Here is an 18,157-nt window from a genome sequence, read left to right on the forward strand (position 1 = left end):
GACCCCTCGGAAGGCTCCATGACCACCGTCACCAGCACCCAGATCCAGCTCGTCCGCCGCCCCGTCGGCTGGCCCGTCGCCGAGGACTTCCGCACCGCGCAGGTCGAGTACGACGAGCCCGCCGCCGGCGAGATCCGCGTGGAGAACGCCTTCCTCTCCGTCGACCCCTACATGCGCGGCCGGATGAACGACGTCAAGAGCTACACCCCGCCGTACGCGCTCGGCGAGACGATGACCGGCGGCGCGATCGGCCGCGTCACCGTGTCGAGCGACCCGGACTTCCCGGTCGGCGCCGTCGTGCTGCACCAGCTCGGCTGGCGCGACATCGTCCAGGCCGAGATCTCGGCGTTCCGCGTCGTCCCCGAGATCCCCGGCGCCCCGCTCTCGCTGCGGCTCGGCGTCCTCGGCATGACCGGCCTCACCGCCTTCGTCGGCCTCACCACCATCGCGGGGCTGAAGGAGGGCGACACCGTCTTCGTCTCCGGCGCCGCGGGAGCCGTCGGCTCGGCCGCCGGCCAGATCGCCCGCCTGCTCGGAGCGAAGCGCGTCATCGGCTCCGCCGGCTCGGCCGAGAAGGTCGCGCTGCTGACGGAGAAGTACGGCTACGACGCCGCGTTCGACTACCACGCCGGCCCCATCCGCGAGCAGCTCGCTGCCGCGGCGCCCGAAGGCATCGACGTGTACTTCGACAACGTCGGCGGCGACCACCTCGAGGCGGCGCTCGACGCCTTCAACGACGGCGGACGCGCGGCGCTCTGCGGCGCGATCGCCGGCTACAACAGCACCGAGAAGCCGGCCGGCCCCGACAACATGGCCAACATCATCACCCGCGGGCTGACCCTGCGCGGCTTCACCCTCTCGGCGTACCTCGACCACGCCCCGGAGTTCAACCGCCTGATGGGCGGCTGGTTCCAGGAGGGGAGCATCGCCTACGACGAGACCGTCGTCGACGGCATCGACCACGCGGTCGACGCCTTCCTCTCCATGATGAGCGGCGGCAACACCGGCAAGATGGTCGTCCGCCTCTAGTGCGACGCCGAGGCGTCCCCGGACCGTCGAGACGTCCCGCTACTGCGGGCTGTCTCGACCGTCCGGGGACGCCTCGCTCGGCCCATGCTGGTCGAGTAGCCCCGCAGGGGCGTATCGAGACCCACCGTCACCAGCAGGGCGGGTCTGCAGACTCAGCGTCCTGACGGTGGTGGATCTCGATACGCCCGCTCCGCGGGCTACTCGATCAGCATGAGCGCAGCCCTCTCCGAGGGCTGCTCGATCAGCAGGCAGTGCCCCCGCCCGACGCCTCAGCGCTTGACGGCGTCGATCTTCAGCATCTTGGCGATGACCGAGTCGAGCTCGGAGTCGTCGAAGATCTTCTTCCAGTCGTCCTTGATCAGCGCCTCGCGGCCGTAGCCCATGGCGATGTGGCACGCCTCGGAGAACGGGTTCGAGCCGCGCAGGCCGTTGGTCAGCGCGATCCAGGTGTGGCCGTAGAGCATCGCGCGGGCCGCCTCGTAGGGCACGCCGACGCCGTTGACGGTCTCGTCGAGCGCCTCCTTGAGGAACTCGCCGACCATGCAGGCGATGGTCTCGACCAGGGTCGGCTCGAGCACGGCGAGCTGCTTGACGGTCACCCAGTGCACGGCGATGACGGGCGCGTAGATGGTCGAGATGACCTTCTCCGCGATCGCCCGCACATCGTCGTCGGCGTCCTCGAGGGCTGCGACGACCTCCTGCGGCGCGGCGATGCCGCCGAACGTGTCGGCCCACTCCTCCGGCGTCGTGCGCTCGAGGAACACCGACGGGTGGCACGGGTGCGCCACGGCGTAGTGGATGTCCTCGCGCGTCGCCAGCAGCCCCGCGTAGGCGGCGGCCGGGTCGAGGGTGAGGATGATCGCGCCGCTCTTCATCTGCGGGATCACGTCCTCCGAGACCGCGCCGAGCACGACGTCCGGGACGGCGAGGATGACGACGTCGGCGTCCTTCACGGCGTCGGGCGTCGCGGTGATCTCGCGGCCCGCCTCGCGGGTGCGCTCCTGGCCGGCGGGCGAGGCCTCGCTGTAGAGGGCGTTGTACTCGGACTTCTGCAGGTTGTTCGAGACCCGCATGCCCATCTTGCCGCCGGCGCCGATGACGGCGACGGTGAGGGCGGAGGCGGCGGTGCCCGGGGCGGTGGTGGCGGTGGTGTCGGTCATGAGTTCCTTCTCCTGAGCTGGTCGAGGGTGGTGCGGGTCCACTCGGCTTCGAGCCGGGTGGTGACGAGCGCCTGCTCCGCGGCGGGGACGGTGTCCTGCCAGGGGAGCCAGAACTCGATGATCTGGGTGATGCCGCGCTCCGCCGGCCGGAGCAGCGCGAGCATGCCGTCGTAGTCGAGGCGGCCGTCGCCGAGCGCCGTGCCGGTGTAGACGAAGCCGACCCAGCCGGGATTGCGGCTGAAGTCGAAGTCCTTGACGTGCCAGTTGGCGACGTACGGGGCGCAGCGGGCGGTGACGTCCTCCGGCAGCTCGAGGTTCGCGACGGTGTTCGCCGGGTCGAGGCAGATCCGGATCCGCGGGTGATCGAGCGTCGCGATCACGTCGACGAGGTCGGCCGTGCTCACCTGTTCGTAGGTCTCCAGGGCCAGCGTGACGCCGGCCTCCTCCAGCTCGGGCGCGATCTCGCGCAGGCGTCGCAGCGTCTCCGCGCGGTCCGGCCGGTCCTCCCCCGACGTCCACATGCTGCGCAGCAGCACGACGTCGAGCGCACGGGCGAGGCGGAGCCAGCGGCGCAGGCGGGCGGGATCGGTGCCGCGGGTGCCGAGCTCGAGCGCGACCCCCTCGGCGTCCGCGACCGCGCGCAGCGAGGCGAGCTGCTCGTCCGAGTACTCCTCGAGCGCCGGCACGTCGCAGAGCTGCAGCAGGTCGACGCCGAGCGCGGCGGTCTCGCGGACCATGTCCTCGACGCCGAGCGGCTCGGGGACGCGGTCGGAGGAGCGCCAGAAGAAGGCGTAGCTGCTCAGCCCGATGCGGCTCACGACCGAGCCTCCGAGTCCGCGCGCACAAGAGCGAGCGCCTCGTCGAGGATCGCGCCGACCGCCTCCGGATCGTGCGCGAAGCGGCCGAGGAACAGCCCGGGCACGCGGCCCTCGAGTGCGGTCAGCAGCCCTGGTCCGGCGCTGCCGCCGTAGATGACGCGGCTTCCGGCGCGGCCGGGCAGCTCGGCGAGGGCCGCCTCGAGTGCGGTGACGACGCCGGCGATGAAGGCCGGCTCGGCGGGCTCGGGCGCGCCGATCGCCCAGACCGGCTCGTACGCGGCGAGGATCGGGCCGACGGCGCCGGCCTCGTCCGCATCCGCGAGGGCGGAGCCGATCTGCGCGAGCACGAGCTCGACGGCGTCCTCGACGGAGCCGCGCTCGGTCTCGCCGACGCAGAGCAGCGGGACGAGGTCGTTGCGGAACGCCGCCGCGACCTTCGCGCGCACGCGCTCGTCGTCGTCGCCGAAGAGCGCGCGCCGCTCGGCGTGGCCGATCTCGACCAGCCGGCAGCCGACCTCGCGCAGCTCCGCGCCGCTGACCTCGCCGGTGAACGCTCCCGCGTCCTCCCAGAACAGGTCCTGCGCGCCGAGCGCGACACCGGCCTCAGCGGCGAGGGCGCCGACCGGCACCAGCGCGGGGAAGGTCGGCACCACGAACAGCTCGACGGCTCCGGAGGCGGTCGCCTCGTGCGTCCGCGCGATCTCGGCGATGCGCTGCATCCACTCGAGCGTCCGCGCGTGGCCGAAGTACATCTTGAGGCTCACGCCGACGGTGAACGCCGGGGCGTCCCCGGCGGCGCGGCTCAGCACGAGCCGACCGTGGCGGCGTCGTCGGCGACCGGGTTCCCGGCCTCGTACGCCTCGATCACGCGCACCTTCTCGGCGGAGGCGGAGGACGTGTCGAACTCGTAGCCGAGCCACTCCTTCGCGAGCCGGCGGGCGAGCTCGATGCCGACGACGCGCTGGCCCATGCAGAGCACCTGCGCGTCGTTGGAGAGGATCGAGCGCTCGACCGAGAACGAGTCGTGCGCGGTGACGGCGCGGATGCCCGCCACCTTGTTCGCGGCGATCGCGACGCCGAGTCCGGTGCCGCAGATCAGGATCGCGCGGTCGGCCTCGCCGCGGGCCACCATCTCGGCCGCGGCGATGGCGACGCTCGGGTAGGGCGTGTGCGACGAGGCGTCCACGCCGACGTCGACGACGGACGCGACGCGGGAGTCCTTCTCGAGGTCGGCCTTGACGATCTCCTTGTAGTCGAGACCGGCGTCGTCGGAGCCGACGACGAGGCGGAGGGGTGCGCTCATGGGTGTTCTCTCCTTGCTGGAAGCGGTCGTGGGGACGGGGTCGACGCTACGCGCCGCTGCCGACAGAGCCGGGGGCGGTGGCGGGCGAGGCGTCGCCCGCACGCAGCACCGCGCCGATCGCGGTGACGATGAGCCCGAGCGAGTGCGCGCCCGCGTCGGGAGTGCCGAGGCTCTTCTCGGCGTGCGGCCGGGCGCGGCCCATCCTCGGCAACAGCTGCGCGGTGGCGGCGGCGGCGGCCGTGCAGGCCTCGGCGGCCCGGGTCCAGGCCGCGGGCAGCTCCTCCCCCGCGGAGACGGCCTCGCCGAGGACGTCGGCGAACGGGACGAGGGAGTCGACCATCGTCTTGTCCCCCGGCGTCGCGCCGAAGCGGAGGATCGCCGCGCGGGCGCCGTCGACCCCGTCGACCACCGCGGCGGCCGTGGGCGCGGCGGTGTCGCCGAGCGCCGAGCCGACCGCGGCGAGCGCGGCGCCCCAGAGCGCTCCGGAGGTGCCGCCGGCCCGGTCGGACCAGGCGTCGCCGGCGTGAGCGAGCACGGTGCCCGCCCCGGCGCCGGCCCCGAGCGCGGCCCGGGCGGCGGCGACCGCCGCGTGCACGCCGCGCTGCATGCCGATGCCGTGATCGCCGTCGCCGGCGACCGCGTCGATCCGGCCGAGCTCGTCGGCGTTCTCGTCGATCGTGGACTGCGTCGCCTCGAGGGCGGCGAGCACGGTGCGGGCGGCGTCGCGGGAGTCGTCGCTCGCCTCGCCGATGACGACCGCGGCCGTCTCCTGCTCCGTCACCGCGGCCTGCTCGGCGGGGCGGACCGAGCCCTTGCGGTAGGCGGGCGCCTCGGCCGGAGCGGCCCAGAGCCGCTCCAGCTCGTCGTCCACCCAGAAGAAGGTGAGCGAGACGCCGGCCATGTCGAAGCTCGTGACGAGCTCGCCGACCTCGGGCTCGAGCACTTCGAGGCCGCGATCGCGCAGGCGCTGCTCGACGCCGGAGTAGACGACGAACAGCTCCTCGTACTTCACCGAGCCGAGCCCGTTCAGCACGACGACCAGGCGCGAGCCCTCGGCCGCGTCGACGCCGTCGGGCAGCTCGGCGAGCAGCGACGAGACCAGCAGCTCGGCGAGGCCGTCGGCCGTGGGCACGTCGTCCTCGCGGATGCCGGGCTCGCCGTGGATGCCCATGCCGACCGCCATCCGGCCCTCCGGAACGGTGAACAGCGGCTCGGACGCCCCGGGCAGCGAGCAGCCCGAGAACGCCACGCCGAAGGAGCGGGTGCGCTCGTTGGCGAGGCGGGCGATGCGCTCGACCTCGTCCAGCGAGGCGCCCTCCTCCGCGGCGGCACCCGCGACCTTGAAGACCGTCAGGTCGCCGGCGATCCCGCGGCGCTTGTGCTTCTCGGCGACGCTCGCGCTCGAGACGTCGTCCGTCACCGTGACGGTGCGGACGTCGATCCCCTCGTCGCGCAGGCGCCGCTCGGCCGCGTCGAAGTTCAGCACGTCGCCCGCGTAGTTGCCGTAGCTGAGCAGCACGCCGCCGCCGTGCTCGGCCGCCGCGGCGACCGAGTGCACCTGCTGCGCGGACGGCGAGGCGAAGAGGTTCCCCATCGCCGCGCCGTGCGCGAGGCCCTGCCCGACCAGACCGCCGAACGCCGGGTAGTGGCCGGAGCCGCCGCCCACCACGAGGGCGACCGAGCCGGGCGCGCTCACGGTCGAGCGCACCACGCCGCCCTGCACCCGCCGCACGAAGCGGCGGTTCGCGGCGACGAAGCCGTCGATCATCTCGTCGGCGAAGTCGGACGGGTCGTTGTAGAGCCGGGTCATCAGGAGTCCTGTTCGAGGAGGGTCGGCGGGCGGTCGGCGGGTCGTGCGGGTGCTCAGTGCGCGATGACGTCGACGCTCGGGGCGTCGAGCGGCGCGTCCTTGTAGCGGCGCGCGAGGAGGGACATCAGCACCGCGGAGAGCAGCAGGAAGAAGCCGACGATGACCATCGGAACCTCGTAGCCGCCGGTCGCGTCCTTCAGGGCGCCCGTGATGTACGGGGCCGAGAAGCCGGCCAGGTTGCCGACCGTGTTGATCAGCGCGATGCCGGCCGCGGCCGCCGCACCGGTCAGGAACCGGGTCGGGAAGGTCCAGAAGTTGGGCAGCGCCGAGAAGATCGCCATCGCGGTGACGGTGATCACGGCGATCGTGGCCGCCGGGGAGCCGGCGAAGAGCGCGAGCGGGATGCTCAGGCCACCGACGATCGCGGGGATCACGATGTGCCAGGTGCGGACGCCGCGGCGGGTGGCGTCGCGCGACCACAGGTAGAGGGCGATGGCCGCGGGAACGTAGGGGATCGCGGTGATCAGGCCCTTCTCGAAGATGCCGAAGGTGGTGCCGTACTGCTCCTGGAAGCCCTCGATGATCGTGGGCAGGAAGAAGGCGAGCGCGTAGAGGCCGTAGATGAAGCCGAAGTAGACGAAGCTCAGCATCCAGACGCGGCCGCTCTTGAAGGCGGAGGACATCTTGGGGTGCGTGGTGACGCCCTTGGTCTTCACGTCCTCCTCGCGCTTCAGCGCGGTGGTCAGCCAGACCTGCTCCTCGCGGGTCAGCCACTTCGCGTCGGAGGGCTTGTCCTTGAGGTAGAACCAGGCGATGACGCCGATGACGATCGCGGGCAGCGAGACGCCGAGGAACATGAAGCGCCAGCCCTCGAGGCCGAGGAGGCCGTCCTGCTCGATCAGCAGGCCCGCGAGCGGGGCGCCGACGACCGTGGTGAGCGGCTGCGCCAGGTAGAAGAGGGCGAGGATCTTCGAGCGGTGCTTGGCCGGCACCCAGAGGCTGAGGAAGAGGATCGCGCCGGGGAAGAAGCCTGCCTCGGCGACACCGAGCAGGAAGCGCAGGGCGACGAGCTGCTCGAAGTTCTGCACCCAGGTGAAGAGGAGCGCCACGATGCCCCAGCTGACCATGATGCGGGCGAGCCAGCGGCGGGCGCCGAAGCGGTGCAGCGCGAGGTTGCTCGGCACCTCCAGCAGGATGTAGCCGATGAAGAAGACGCCCGAGGCGAAGCCGAACTGGGCCGCCGAGAGGGCGAGGTCGGCCTCCATGCCGTTCGGCGCGGCGAAGCCGATGGCCGTGCGGTCGAGGTAGTTGATGAAGAACATCAGGGCGACGAACGGCACGAGCCGGATCGACACCTTCCTGATGGCGCTCTTCTCGACGGCGGCGTCCGCCGTCGCGGTTCCGCCTGTGCGGGAGGGAAGGTCCACGTCGATCTCCTGATCCGTGTCAACGACTGTGTTGGGTGGTGCGGGGTGGGGTTCGGGCCGCCTTCGGGGGAATTGGCTGACCGGTTGACCAATCTGAGGATGCCGTGTCGAGGCCGCGCTTGTCAACCGGTTCTCCGGTCGCGTCGCTGCGCGCCGGTCGATGGCGCGGTTGCTACGGTCGGACCATGCCGGCGTACCCCGAAGACGACCCGTCCCTCGTGCGCCTGGAGCTGCAGGTCCTCCCCCGCGGCACCGCCGTCGCCGAGGTGGCCAAGCAGCTCACCTCGCTGCTCACCCGCGGCGACCTCGTCCCGGGATCCCGCCTCCCGCCGGAGCGCCAGCTCGCCGAGAGCCTCGGTGTCGGCCGCTCGGCGGTGCGGGAGGCGCTCGCGGCGCTGGAGATCCTCGGCATCGTCACGGTGCGGCCCGGCTCCGGCACCTACCTGCGCGACAGCACCTCCGAGCTGCTCCCGACGACGCTGAGCTGGGGGCTGATGCTCTCCGCGGGGCGCACGGCCGAGCTGATCGAGGTGCGCGGCACCCTGGAGGTGCAGGCCGCGATGCTGGCGGCGCTCCGGATCGACGACGAGGGCCTCGGCCGGCTGCGCGCGCACCTGGCGGCGATGGAGTCGCACCTCGACGACATCGCGGCGTTCGTCGAGGCGGACGTGCGCTTCCATCTGCAGATCGCCCTCAGCGCCGAGAACGTGGTGCTGCGCGATCTGCTGCAGACCATCCGCTCGCTGCTGCGCCTCTGGGTCGAGCGCGCGCTGAGCAGCCCGGAGCAGGCTCGCGACGCCTTCACCGAGCACCGTGCCGTGCTCGAGGCGATCGAGGCGCGCGATCCCGCCGCCGCGGCGCGGGCGATGGAGGCGCACATGAGCACCGCCTCGCGGCGGCTGGCGGACACCGGGAGCTGATCCGCGGGCCGTCGATCCGGGCCGTCGATCCGGCGCTGCCTATCCGGGGCTGCCGATCCGGGGCTGCCGATCGCGCCCCGCGGTGGCAGACTCGGCCCATGAGCGTCCTCCTGCGCCGCGGTGCCGCGGCGGCCCTGACCCTCGCCGCCGTCGGCCTCCTCGTCACCGGCTGCGCGGGACGCGCCGACATCGCCTCCTCCACCTCGCCACTGCCGCGGCCGAGCATGACGGCGACGGCGACGCCCTCTGTCACGCCGACCGCGACGGCGCCCGCATCGCTCGCTCCGTCCGCGGAGCCGACCCCGACGCCGACGGCCGCCCCGGAGACTCCCGCTCCGGTGCCGACCGCGACCCAGCCACCCGCGCCCGCGCCGGCTCCCGAGCCCGAGACCGTCCGCTGCGTCGGGAGCGACCTCTCGCTCGAGTACCGCGCCGACCCCGACGCGTCCGGCGCGGGCAGCAGCGCCTTCGACCTGATCTTCACGAACACGACGGACCGCGCCTGCACCCTCGCCGGCATCCCCGGCGTCTACGCCGCCGGGGCCGACGGCAGCCGCCTCGGCGCGGTCGCCTCCGCCGACGGCCCGAACCCGTCCGGCCTGCTCGCCCTCGCTCCGGCGGCGCAGGCGGACGTCCGGGTCGCCTGGCACTCCCCCGGCGCCTTCGGCTGCCCGACCGCGACGTCGACCTTCCTGGTGGCCGAGGTGATCGACGCGGCCGACGCCGCCGTCCGCGCGCCCGCCGCGATCGAGGTCTGCACCGACAGCACCGTGGTCATGGACGCCTCGACCTACACGCTGCTCGGCTAGGTCCTGAGCCGGTCCCGCGAGGACCGCGCCCAGGTGATGGAATGGACGCGGACAAGGAGAACCCATGCTCATTTCCCCGCACGACACCGGCGCCCACGCCCGGTCCACCCGCCTGCCCTCCGTGCAGGCCGCCCGCTCCGGCGGGCACTCGCTCGTGACGGTCGCCGTCTGATGGCCGAGGAGCGCGCGATCCTCGCCGGAGGCTGCTTCTGGGGTCTGCAGGAGCTGATCCGGGACCTGCCGGGCGTCTTCGGCACCCGAGCCGGCTACGCCGGTGGGACCACCCCGAACGCCACCTACCGCCACCACGGAGACCACGCCGAGGCGGTGGAGATCGAGTTCGACGACGAGAAGACCACGTACCGCGATCTGCTCGAGTTCTTCTTCCAGGCGCACGATCCGACCACGCGGAACCGGCAGGGCAACGACATCGGGACGGGCTACCGCTCCGTGATCGTGGCCCTGACGCCCGAGCAGGAGCGCGTCGCCCGCGAGACGATCGCCGAGATCGACGCCTCCGGCCGCTGGCCGGGCCCGGTCGTCACGGAGGTCCAGCCGGCCGGCGAGTTCTGGGACGCCGAGGAGGAGCACCAGGACTACCTCCGGAAGCACCCCGGCGGCTACACCTGCCACTGGGTGCGCCCGGGCTGGACCCTCGACGCCTGAGCGGCGGACCGCTTCCGGCGGCACCCGGGCAGCGGATCGGGGCCGACGCCCTGATCGCGACCCGGGTACCGGCGGCGGCGCTCACGTCCCGCGGAGGGCCGCGATCGGCTCGATGCGGGACGCGCGCCGCGCCGGCACGCTGCCCGCGAGCAGTCCGATCAGCGCGCCGAGGAGTGCGCCGCCGAACGCCACCCCGGGGTCGAGCACCGGGGTCCACTGCTGCGCGAGCGAGACCGCGAGCACCGCGAGGACGCCGGTCGCCGCACCGAGCAGACCGCCGAGGAGGCCGATCACGGCCGACTCGACGATGAACTGCTGCGCGATCCTGCGTCGTGTGGCGCCGAGGGCACGGCGCAGGCCGATCTCGCCGACGCGCTCCATCACCGACAGCGTGGTGACGTTGGCGATGCCGACGCCGCCCGCGAGGAGCACCACCACCGAGAGGATCAGGAACACCAGGTCCACGTCGGCGCGGACGTCGCCGGCCAGCTCGGACCGGCCGCCTGGCGCGGAGACGGAGACGGAGTCGGGTGCGTCCGGGGCGAGGGTCAGCGGAGCCTGCGCCGCGACCTGCGGGCCGGCGCCGATGTCGATGCGCGCCTGGAGGTCTCCCGGCGTCGCGAGCGCGAAGTCGGCCCGCGCGGTGCCGGTGGGGAGGACGACCGCGTCGAGCAGCTCGGCGCGGGCGTGGACGTCGGCGAAGATCCCGAGGACCGAGTAGGCGACTCCTTCGATCAGGATCGACGGCCGGGAGTCGACGCGCTCGACACCGAGCCGCTCCGCCGCGCGGCTGCCGAGGACGACGACGCGGTCGGCGCGCGCGTCGTGTCCGGAGTCGAACATCCGCCCGGTGGTCACGTCGCCCTCGAGGGTGCCGAGGAGATCGGCGGAGGCGGCGAACACCCGCGGCGGGGCGGCGGCGGGCGCCGAGGGATCGTTGACCGGGACGGCGGTGACGCTCGCGCCCTCGCGGAGGGACACCTCGCCGACGAGAGCCGCCTGCTCGACACCGGCGAGCCGGAGCACCCGGTCGACGGCGTCCCAGGGCAGGCGCCCGGTGGCGACGCTGTCGCCGGAGGAGTCCTTCGCCTCGGCCGGCTGCACGACGACCTGGGTGGCGGCGAACGCGTCGAACCGGCGGGCGAGCTGATCGGCGGTCGTCTGGGCGAAGCCGATCGTGGCGACGAGGGCGCCGATGCCGAGCACCGTGCCGAGCAGGGTCATCACCAGCCGGGCCGGCCGCGTGCCGATGTCGGAGGTGGCCTCGGCGAGCAGGTCGGCGGCGGTGAAGCGGTCCGCGCGACGGACGGGCCGCAGCAGCGCGGACGCGGCGGCCGAGCGCGGTCGCCGGCGCCCGAGCCGCCGGCGCAGCGCCGCGAGTGCCGGGCTCATGCGGTCACCTCCTGCATCCGTCCGTCGGCGATGCGGAGGCACCGGCGCGCCCGCCGGGCGACGGCGAGGTCGTGGGTGATGACGACCAGGGTGAGTCCGGTGTCCGTCAGCTCCTCGAAGAGCCGCATGACGTCCGCCGTCGTCGAGCCGTCCAGATTGCCGGTGGGCTCATCGGCGAGGAGGAGGCTCGGGCGGGCGACCACGGCGCGCGCCACGGCGACGCGCTGGCGCTCGCCTCCCGAGAGCGTGGTCGGCAGGAAGCCGAGCCGGTGCCCGAGGCCGACCCGGAGCAGGGCGTCGCGGGCGCGCGCCTCGCGGTCGGCGCGCGGCGTCCCGCTGTAGAGCATCGGCAGCATCACGTTCTCGAGCACCGTGCGCCGCGGCAGCAGGTGGAAGGACTGGAACACGAAGCCGATGCGCTGCGCCCGCACGGCGGCCCGGGTGTCCTCGTCGAGCGCCCCGGTGAGCGCGCCGTCGAGCCGGTACTCGCCGACGCTCGGCCGGTCGAGCAGCCCGAGGATGTTCAGCATCGTCGACTTGCCCGAGCCGCTGGGGCCGACGATCGAGACGTAGTCCCCCTCGTCGATCCGGAGGCTGACGCCCTTGAGCGCCTGCACCTCGGGCGGACCCGGGAACGAGCGGGTGACGTCCCGCAGCTCGACCAGCGGAGCGGTCACCGGCCGACCACGACCAGGTCGCCCTCGTCGAGCGTCCCGTCCACCGGCGACACCTCGACCGCGCCCTTCGCGGCGAGACCGGTGGTCACGACGACGAGCCGGGTGGCGGCGCCCGGATCGCGCGGATCGCCGTCGACGACCTCGACCCGGCTCTCACCGCCGGAGCCGGCGGACAGCGCGGCGACCGGGACCGAGAGCACGGCGCCCTCCGTCGCTCCGACCGCGACCGTGACCTTGACGTTGGTGTCGCGCAGCTGCTCGATCTGCTCGGGCGAGAGCGGGTCGGGGGTGAGCGTCACCGTCCAGCGCCCCTTGCCGTCCTTCGCGGGATCGACGCCCGACACCGTGGCGCCGTGCGACGACCGGTCGGGAAGTTCGAACGAGGCCTTCTGCCCGACCGAGAGCAGCCGCGCGTCGCCCTCGGCCGCGGAGCCGGAGAGCTCGACCTGCGCGCCGGAGACCGTCATCGCCGCCCCGGACAGGACGCCGCCGCGCTTGGCGGTGACGGCGTCCACCCGCCGCGGGAGCGAGGTTAGGAACAGCACCTCGCCTGCGGGGAGCGCCGGGAGGACGGACTGGCGGGCCCGAGTGAGGTCCTCCTGGGCCTGCGTCACCTGGGACTGCGCCGACTCGACGGCGCCGCGCTGGGCACCGGTGTCGGTGCTCGCGCCCAGCTGGGCCCGCCGGAGCTCGGCGAGGCCGAGCGCGTCGTCGAGGTCCGCGATGCGGAGGCCGTCCGGCGGCTCGGCCGCGCGGGCGGCCTCCAGCTCGCGTCGTGCGCTCGCGACCGCGTTGTCCGCCTCGCGGACCTCGACGGGCGAGGAGCCCGCCCGAGCGGCGTCGAGCTCCTTCTGCGCGGCGACGAGTCCCTGCTCGGCCGAGCGCAGCGTCTCCTGGGCGGCGCGGACGACGTCCTCGCCGTCCTCCTGCGTCGCGGGCGGCGCGTAGCCGGCCTGGGCGTACAGCTCGGTGACCGCGTTCGCGGCCGTCTCGTCGAAGACGTCGTCGGCCGGGTCGCCGGCGTCGATGCCGAGGCCGCGCAGCGCCGTCTTGAACTGCACCACGTCCGGCCCGGACACCCCGAACCGCAGGGTCCGGTAGGCCGGCAGATCGCCGGGGAGGACGATGACGGGGCGGCCGGCGATCTCCAGGGCGATCGACAGCGGCGACAGCTCGGTGCCGGCCGCCGGGACCTGACCGGTCACCACTGCCGCGCCCTGGATCCCGGTCGTGTCGACGGTCACCTCGACGGCGTCCGCGTAGCGCACCTCGCCGCGGAGGGTCACGTCGTTGCTCAGCTCGCCGGACTCGACCGGCGCGGTGATCAGGCCGGGGGCGGGCGGCTCCGCGTTCGCGGCGGCCTCGGCGGGCGACACCACGAACCTCCCGACGAGCAGGCCCGCGACGAGGCTCAGCAGCGCGGCGGCGGCCACGATCCAGAGGACGCGGTTGCGCGAGGCGACGGCGGCGAGCGCGGCGAAGCGGCCGCGGCGTCGCGGAGCCTGGGAGCCGTCGTCGGGACCGTCGGCGGGCTCGGTGACCGCGAGGAGGTCGAGCGGATCGGTCGGCGTCGAATCGGAGGTCGGTCGACCGGTCGGCTCCGAGTCGGACGGCGTCGGATCGCCGGAGCCCGGGCGGCGGGGAACGCGCATCTACTCGCCCTGCTCGGCGTCGGCCTTCAGCGCGTCGAGCTCAGCGCGGTGGTCGTCGATGAACTGCTGCTCCAGCGCGTCCTGGACCTTCTTGTGCACCGCGGTGTAGTCGGTCTTCTCCCGGCAGTCCAGATCAGCGAGGGCGAGCTCGATCTCCTCGTCCTTCAGCGCGACGAGCTTCGGGTCGGTCGGCTCGACCACCTGGTCGCCGGCCGCGTCGTAGACCGCCGTCAGCTTGTCGCTGATCGAGTTCACGGCGTCGTAGGGAGTGGCGAAGCCCGGGTAGCCCGCGTCGCTCAGGCAGGAGGACCACGCCGCATCCAGATCCGCCAGCTCGGGGACCGACTGCAGATCGGCGTAGAAGTCGTTCAGCGCGTCCATCACGGGCTTGTGCGTCTCCGCCGACGCCGGGTCCTCCCCCTCGAGCTCGTGCTGGGCGGCACCGAAGCAGCCCGCCGTCGTCCAGTCGTACTCGTACGACCCGTCCTCGGAGGCCGCGGCGTCCTCCGGCTCCGCCGGGCCGTGGAGCGCCTCGGAGTAGGCCGCCTTCTCGGACTCCGAGAGGCTGTCGTAGTACTCGGAGTTGGCGTCGACGTACTCGTCCTCCGGCTCGGCCGAGTCGTAGCGACCGGGAGAGTCGACGACGCCGTAGCCGTACTGCGCGACCCATTCGCGATCGTCCGGCTTGTAGGCGTCGGCGTCGGACGACGAGAACGACGCCGACTGCACGCTCGGGGTGTAGTCGAAGCCGGACTCCTGCATGCACGTCGCGACGAGCTCCTCGCGCTTGCGGTCCTGCTCCCTGTACTTCTCCTCCTGCTCCTCCGGCGAGAGGTCCCCGCCGGAGAGCGCACCGAGGTAGTCGATCAGCGGAGAGGTCGGCTCGGCGGTCTTCGCGTCCTCGGCAGGGGCGGAGCAGCCGGAGAGCGCCAGCACGCCGGACAGCGCCAGAGCGGACAGTGCCAGTGCGGAGCGTGCGGTGGTCAGATGGGCGCGGCGTCGATGCTTCACGGAGGTCCCTCTCGTTCGGGGGCGCGCGGCGCGGGCGGGGGTCCCGCGCTCGCGCGCCGCCGACGACGATACCGACGGATCCTCACCACCGTGTGGTCGGGGCGGTCTCTGGCGTCGCACGTCGGTCGACCCGCCGCGGGACGCCCACATCGAGCGGTTCCGGCGGCGCGAGACGTCGGTCCGCGGACGCGGCTACGGCGTCAGCAGCACCCGCGCGGCTCCGCCCGGTTCGAGCACGAACGGCTCGCCGACCGCTTCCCCGGCCGCCTCCCAGCGCTCGATCCCCGTCGGATCGACCGCCACCGCGACGCCGCCCGGGTTGCCGAGCAGCACCACCCGGCCGTCCGCGGCGACGGCTCCGAGCGCGACGAGTCCCGGCGCGTCCACGTCCAGACGAGGTGTCCCGGTCAGGGCCGCCGCCCACTGCAGCACCGCGCCGGCGGCCGTGACGCCGGCCGCCGCGGCGACACCGCGCGGTCCCCACTGCTCGAAGTAGGCGAGGGAGGCGACGCCCGGGGCCGCGAGCGCGTCGAGGCTGCCGACGACCCAGGCCGCGAGCTCGGGCGCGTGCTGGCGCACGTCGTCCGCACCCGGGACGATCTGCGGACCGTAGCCGGACCGGTCGACGTCGACGGCGCCGGGGTCGAACGGCGAGGTCGACACCGCGTTCATCCGCGCACCGAGCGTGACCGGACCGATGTGCAGGCGGCGGCCCTGCGCGAGCGCCGTCGCGTCGCGCACCACCGTGCGCTGCACGGCGAGGGACTCGACGAGCTGGTGCCCCGAGCGGTCGTGCATGAAGGGGGTGATGCTGAAGGCGAGCGCCGCGTCCACGTGCGCGAGCGCGTCAGCGTTGCGGTTGAGCTCGGTGAAGTGCGAGCGGACGCCGCCGACGACCTCGGCGCCGCGCTCGGCCGCCGTCCGTCGCGCCGCCTCGAACAGCTCTGCCGTGCTGCGGTGGCCCCGGGCGGCGAAGACGCCGAGGCGGGCGAGCGGCGCGTCGCCGAGCTCGTCGAGGACCGCGCGGACGTCCTCCGGGCCTGACGCGACGATGCGCAGATCGACAGGGCGTCCGTCGGCGTCCTCGAGCGCGCGCCGCAACGCGCGACGCCAGCCCGCCCAGCGCACGTCACACTCGACCAGCAGATCGAGCGCCGGTCGCACGTCCGGTCGGAGGTCCGTCGGCGCGCTCCCGGCGGAGGTGCGGATCTCGGGGAGCGGGTGCCCGGCGCTCCCGGTCCGCAGGACGGAGGGGGACGCGGGCGATTCCCGCGTGGCGGTCGGCGGCGCGCCGCCGCAGTCGATCCGCAGGCTCTGCCGGACGATCTCCCCCGCGGCGACCGGCACCGGGAACGGCAGGCTCAGCGGCGTCGAGTAGGTCTTGAACGATGCGTCTGTCCAGTTGCGCTGATCCTCCGTCTCGAACACGTCGCCCTCCAGGGTCAGCTCGACCGGGACGCCGTCAGCGGTCCAGGCGAGACCGGCGAGGTCCTGCGCGGGCTGATGGGGCGCGATCCGCTCGGGGAAGGCGAGGCGGTCGGCGGTGCCGTCCGGGTGGCGCGCCTCGACGGCCGCTCCGGCGCTCTCCGTGCCGTGCAGCACGATCAGCCCCATCCGGTTGCGGAGGAAGGGCGTGCTCGCGCGTGCCTCGAGTGCGATCGTGAGCGAGTCGCCGGAGAAGTCGGCACGGAGGGTCCAGGTGACGCGTGCTTCTCCCTGAGCGCTCTCGCCCTCGACCACGAGGGTGCCGTTCTCGACCTCGAGGGCCGCGCGGACGGTCGCGAAGGTCCCCCAGTCCTCGTCGCGGACGACGAAGCGGACCCCGCGGAGGATCCGCACCGTGCCGAACCGGAGGTCGTCGAGCCGGCCGTCCGAGGACAGGAGCGACCACGGGCCGCAGCGGACCGTCCGCTCGTCGCGCTCGGCGGTCTGCAGGAGCCCGGCCGGGACCGTCGGCGCGGCCGGCCGGATCTCGATCGCGGGCACGATCAGAGGGTGGTCATGCCGCCGTCGACGCGGAAGAGCGCGCCGGTGGCGTAGCTCGACTCGTCGCTGGCGAGGTAGACCATGATGCCCTCGACGTCCGCCGCGGAGCCGGGTCGACCGAGCGGGATGCGCGAGGTGATCGCGGCGCGGGCCTCGGCGTCGCGCGAGATCGCGGTGACCAGCGGGGTCTCGGTGTAGCCGGGGACGACCGTGTTCACGCGGATCCCCTCTCCCGCGTAGGCGGCGGCGACGGTGCGGGCGAGGCCGTGCATGCCGGCCTTCGAGCTGCTGTAGGCGGTGAAGTCCTGGCCCTCGCCGTTGAGCCCGGTCGGGCTGCCGGTGAGGACGATCGAGCCGCCGCGGCCTCGCAGTGCACGGACGGCGTGCTTGACGGTGAGGAAGGTGCCGGTGAGGTTGATGTCGATCGTGCGGCGCCAGACGTCGAGGTCGAGGTCGGCGATCCTCGCGTCCTGGCCGAAGAGCTGGACGCCGGCGTTCGCGACGACCACGTCGACCGCGAAGCCGTCGGCCGCGAGACGGGCGAAGGCCTGCTCGACGCTGCTCTCGTCCGAGATGTCGAGCCGGACGGCGGCGGAGTCCGGGAAGGCGGCCGCTGCGTCCTCCGCCGCGACGAGGTCGCGGTCGGTGAAGGCGACCCGGGCGCCCTCGCGTGCGAAGCGCTCCGCCACGGCCCGGCCGATGCCGGAGCCGGCTCCGGTGACGAGGGCGGTCTTGCCAGTGAGGCGTCCGGTCATGCGTGCTCTCCTTCGAGTCGATCTGCTCCGATCATAGGAGGCGAACCGGTTGACCGCCTAGGCCGTGTCTGCTCGATTCCAGCGGTCGGCGCGACCCCTTGACCCGGCCCGGTCGAGCCGCGACGCTCGCTCTACACGTCCCGCACCACCCCACCCCTCCCGGAGGTCACCATGAAGGTCGGCTCGCTCGTTCTCCGTCTCGCCGTCGGCGGTCTGTTCGTCGGACACGGACTGCAGAAGCTCCGCGGCTCGTTCGACGGCCCGGGCCTCGACGGCACCGAGCAGATGATGAAGAGCCTGGAGCTGCACCCGGCGCGCCGGAACGCGGTCGCCGCCGCCGTCACCGAGACCGCGGGGGGCGCCGCGCTCGCCCTGGGCCTGGCGACGCCGGTCGCGGCGGCCGGGCTCATCGCGACGATGGTCACGGCCGTCCGCAAGGTGCACTGGTCGAACGGCCTCTGGAACAGCGGCGGGGGCTGGGAGTACAACGGCCTGCTCGCGGCCGCCGCGACCGCGATCGTCGCGGACGGACCGGGCGCTCTCTCCTTCGACGGCCTCGTCGGGAAGCGGAAGTGGGGGGCCGGCTGGGCGCTCTTCGCCCTGGTCGCCGGCGCCGCCGCCTCCACCGCCGTGATCGAGGCCGGACGCCGCGCCGCACCCGCCGAGGTCGAGGACTCCGGCAGCGACACCCTGGCCGCGCCGGACTCCCCCACCGCGTCGGGCGACACCGCCACCGCATGAG

General features: G+C 73.7%; 17 protein-coding genes. 5 read left to right on the forward strand and 12 right to left on the reverse strand.

Going from position 1 to position 18,157, the window contains the following annotated elements; genetic code table 11:
* Positions 1-18 precede the first annotated feature (18 nt).
* Positions 19-1,029: an NADP-dependent oxidoreductase gene (locus tag EDF35_RS13515; protein ID WP_133962656.1), complete on the forward strand. Its 1,011-nt coding sequence runs from the start codon at positions 19-21 to the stop codon at positions 1,027-1,029.
* Between the two features lie 269 nt (positions 1,030-1,298).
* Here EDF35_RS13515 and EDF35_RS13520 read toward each other — a convergent pair whose 3' ends face one another.
* The 6 genes from EDF35_RS13520 to EDF35_RS13545 are packed head-to-tail and all read right to left on the reverse strand — an operon-like array spanning position 1,299 to position 7,547.
* Positions 1,299-2,189 (reverse strand): phosphogluconate dehydrogenase C-terminal domain-containing protein, encoded by an 891-nt coding sequence (locus EDF35_RS13520; RefSeq protein ID WP_133962657.1) that lies wholly within the window; start codon positions 2,187-2,189, stop codon positions 1,299-1,301.
* Positions 2,186-3,007 (reverse strand): TIM barrel protein, encoded by an 822-nt coding sequence (locus EDF35_RS13525; RefSeq protein WP_243839960.1) that lies wholly within the window; start codon positions 3,005-3,007, stop codon positions 2,186-2,188. The genes EDF35_RS13520 and EDF35_RS13525 overlap by 4 nt, the downstream gene beginning before the upstream one ends.
* Positions 3,004-3,816, reverse strand: a complete 813-nt coding sequence (locus EDF35_RS13530) for a triose-phosphate isomerase family protein (protein ID WP_243839961.1) — start codon at positions 3,814-3,816, stop codon at positions 3,004-3,006. The genes EDF35_RS13525 and EDF35_RS13530 overlap by 4 nt, the downstream gene beginning before the upstream one ends.
* Positions 3,810-4,310: a ribose-5-phosphate isomerase gene (locus EDF35_RS13535; RefSeq protein ID WP_133962658.1), complete on the reverse strand. Its 501-nt coding sequence runs from the start codon at positions 4,308-4,310 to the stop codon at positions 3,810-3,812. Before EDF35_RS13535 ends, EDF35_RS13530 begins: the two co-directional genes overlap by 7 nt.
* A gap of 46 nt (positions 4,311-4,356) precedes the next feature.
* On the reverse strand, positions 4,357-6,120 hold the full coding sequence (locus tag EDF35_RS13540) for a dihydroxyacetone kinase family protein (protein ID WP_133962659.1): 1,764 nt from the start codon (positions 6,118-6,120) through the stop codon (positions 4,357-4,359).
* Between the two features lie 53 nt (positions 6,121-6,173).
* Positions 6,174-7,547 (reverse strand): MFS transporter, encoded by a 1,374-nt coding sequence (locus EDF35_RS13545; RefSeq protein ID WP_133962660.1) that lies wholly within the window; start codon positions 7,545-7,547, stop codon positions 6,174-6,176.
* Positions 7,548-7,732: 185 nt separating this feature from the next.
* Here EDF35_RS13545 and EDF35_RS13550 point away from each other — a divergent pair, with 185 nt between their 5' ends.
* The 3 genes from EDF35_RS13550 to msrA all read left to right on the forward strand — a co-directional run bounded on the left by EDF35_RS13550 (position 7,733) and on the right by msrA (position 9,942).
* A complete protein-coding gene (locus EDF35_RS13550) occupies positions 7,733-8,467 on the forward strand; it encodes a FadR/GntR family transcriptional regulator (RefSeq protein ID WP_133962661.1) in 735 nt (244 codons plus the stop codon).
* Between the two features lie 98 nt (positions 8,468-8,565).
* The gene (locus EDF35_RS13555) at positions 8,566-9,276 is read left to right on the forward strand and encodes a DUF4232 domain-containing protein (protein ID WP_133962662.1); all 711 of its coding nucleotides are present in this window, start codon (positions 8,566-8,568) and stop codon (positions 9,274-9,276) included.
* Between the two features lie 171 nt (positions 9,277-9,447).
* Complete coding sequence (gene msrA, locus EDF35_RS13560) at positions 9,448-9,942, forward strand: peptide-methionine (S)-S-oxide reductase MsrA (RefSeq protein WP_133962663.1); 495 nt, start codon at positions 9,448-9,450, stop codon at positions 9,940-9,942.
* A gap of 81 nt (positions 9,943-10,023) precedes the next feature.
* Here msrA and EDF35_RS13565 read toward each other — a convergent pair whose 3' ends face one another.
* The 6 genes from EDF35_RS13565 to EDF35_RS13590 form a co-directional block, all read right to left on the reverse strand.
* Entirely contained in the window at positions 10,024-11,334 is a 1,311-nt protein-coding gene (locus EDF35_RS13565) for an ABC transporter permease (protein WP_133962664.1), read from the reverse strand.
* Positions 11,331-12,011, reverse strand: coding sequence for an ABC transporter ATP-binding protein (locus EDF35_RS13570; RefSeq protein ID WP_123732934.1), 681 nt, complete (start codon positions 12,009-12,011; stop codon positions 11,331-11,333). Before EDF35_RS13570 ends, EDF35_RS13565 begins: the two co-directional genes overlap by 4 nt.
* Positions 12,008-13,663: a TolC family protein gene (locus tag EDF35_RS13575; RefSeq protein WP_208323062.1), complete on the reverse strand. Its 1,656-nt coding sequence runs from the start codon at positions 13,661-13,663 to the stop codon at positions 12,008-12,010. The genes EDF35_RS13570 and EDF35_RS13575 overlap by 4 nt, the downstream gene beginning before the upstream one ends.
* On the reverse strand, positions 13,664-14,674 hold the full coding sequence (locus EDF35_RS13580) for a hypothetical protein (RefSeq protein ID WP_133962665.1): 1,011 nt from the start codon (positions 14,672-14,674) through the stop codon (positions 13,664-13,666).
* A gap of 192 nt (positions 14,675-14,866) precedes the next feature.
* On the reverse strand, positions 14,867-16,660 hold the full coding sequence (locus tag EDF35_RS13585) for a hypothetical protein (protein ID WP_133962666.1): 1,794 nt from the start codon (positions 16,658-16,660) through the stop codon (positions 14,867-14,869).
* A gap of 2 nt (positions 16,661-16,662) precedes the next feature.
* Positions 16,663-17,415, reverse strand: a complete 753-nt coding sequence (locus EDF35_RS13590) for an SDR family NAD(P)-dependent oxidoreductase (protein ID WP_133962667.1) — start codon at positions 17,413-17,415, stop codon at positions 16,663-16,665.
* 171 nt (positions 17,416-17,586) lie between these two features.
* Between EDF35_RS13590 and EDF35_RS13595 the strand changes: the two genes are divergently transcribed.
* On the forward strand, positions 17,587-18,156 hold the full coding sequence (locus tag EDF35_RS13595) for a DoxX family protein (protein WP_123706581.1): 570 nt from the start codon (positions 17,587-17,589) through the stop codon (positions 18,154-18,156).
* The last annotated feature ends 1 nt before the right edge of the window (position 18,157 follow it).

The sequence above is a fragment of the Rathayibacter sp. PhB151 genome, from assembly GCF_004366415.1.
Lineage (GTDB): Bacteria > Actinomycetota > Actinomycetes > Actinomycetales > Microbacteriaceae > Rathayibacter > Rathayibacter festucae.

Bases quoted from the DNA above. Each gene is read 5' to 3' on its own strand.
- EDF35_RS13575 (WP_208323062.1), bottom strand. From the start codon at position 13,663: ATGCGCGTTCCCCGCCGCCCGGGCTCCGGCGATCCGACGCCGTCCGAC.
- EDF35_RS13535 (WP_133962658.1), bottom strand. From the start codon at position 4,310: ATGAGCGCACCCCTCCGCCTCGTCGTCGGCTCCGACGACGCCGGTCTC.
- EDF35_RS13565 (WP_133962664.1), bottom strand. From the start codon at position 11,334: ATGAGCCCGGCACTCGCGGCGCTGCGCCGGCGGCTCGGGCGCCGGCGA.
- msrA (WP_133962663.1), top strand. From the start codon at position 9,448: ATGGCCGAGGAGCGCGCGATCCTCGCCGGAGGCTGCTTCTGGGGTCTG.
- EDF35_RS13595 (WP_123706581.1), top strand. From the start codon at position 17,587: ATGAAGGTCGGCTCGCTCGTTCTCCGTCTCGCCGTCGGCGGTCTGTTC.
- EDF35_RS13540 (WP_133962659.1), bottom strand. From the start codon at position 6,120: ATGACCCGGCTCTACAACGACCCGTCCGACTTCGCCGACGAGATGATC.
- EDF35_RS13515 (WP_133962656.1), top strand. From the start codon at position 19: ATGACCACCGTCACCAGCACCCAGATCCAGCTCGTCCGCCGCCCCGTC.
- EDF35_RS13590 (WP_133962667.1), bottom strand. From the start codon at position 17,415: ATGACCGGACGCCTCACTGGCAAGACCGCCCTCGTCACCGGAGCCGGC.
- EDF35_RS13520 (WP_133962657.1), bottom strand. From the start codon at position 2,189: ATGACCGACACCACCGCCACCACCGCCCCGGGCACCGCCGCCTCCGCC.
- EDF35_RS13550 (WP_133962661.1), top strand. From the start codon at position 7,733: ATGCCGGCGTACCCCGAAGACGACCCGTCCCTCGTGCGCCTGGAGCTG.
- EDF35_RS13555 (WP_133962662.1), top strand. From the start codon at position 8,566: ATGAGCGTCCTCCTGCGCCGCGGTGCCGCGGCGGCCCTGACCCTCGCC.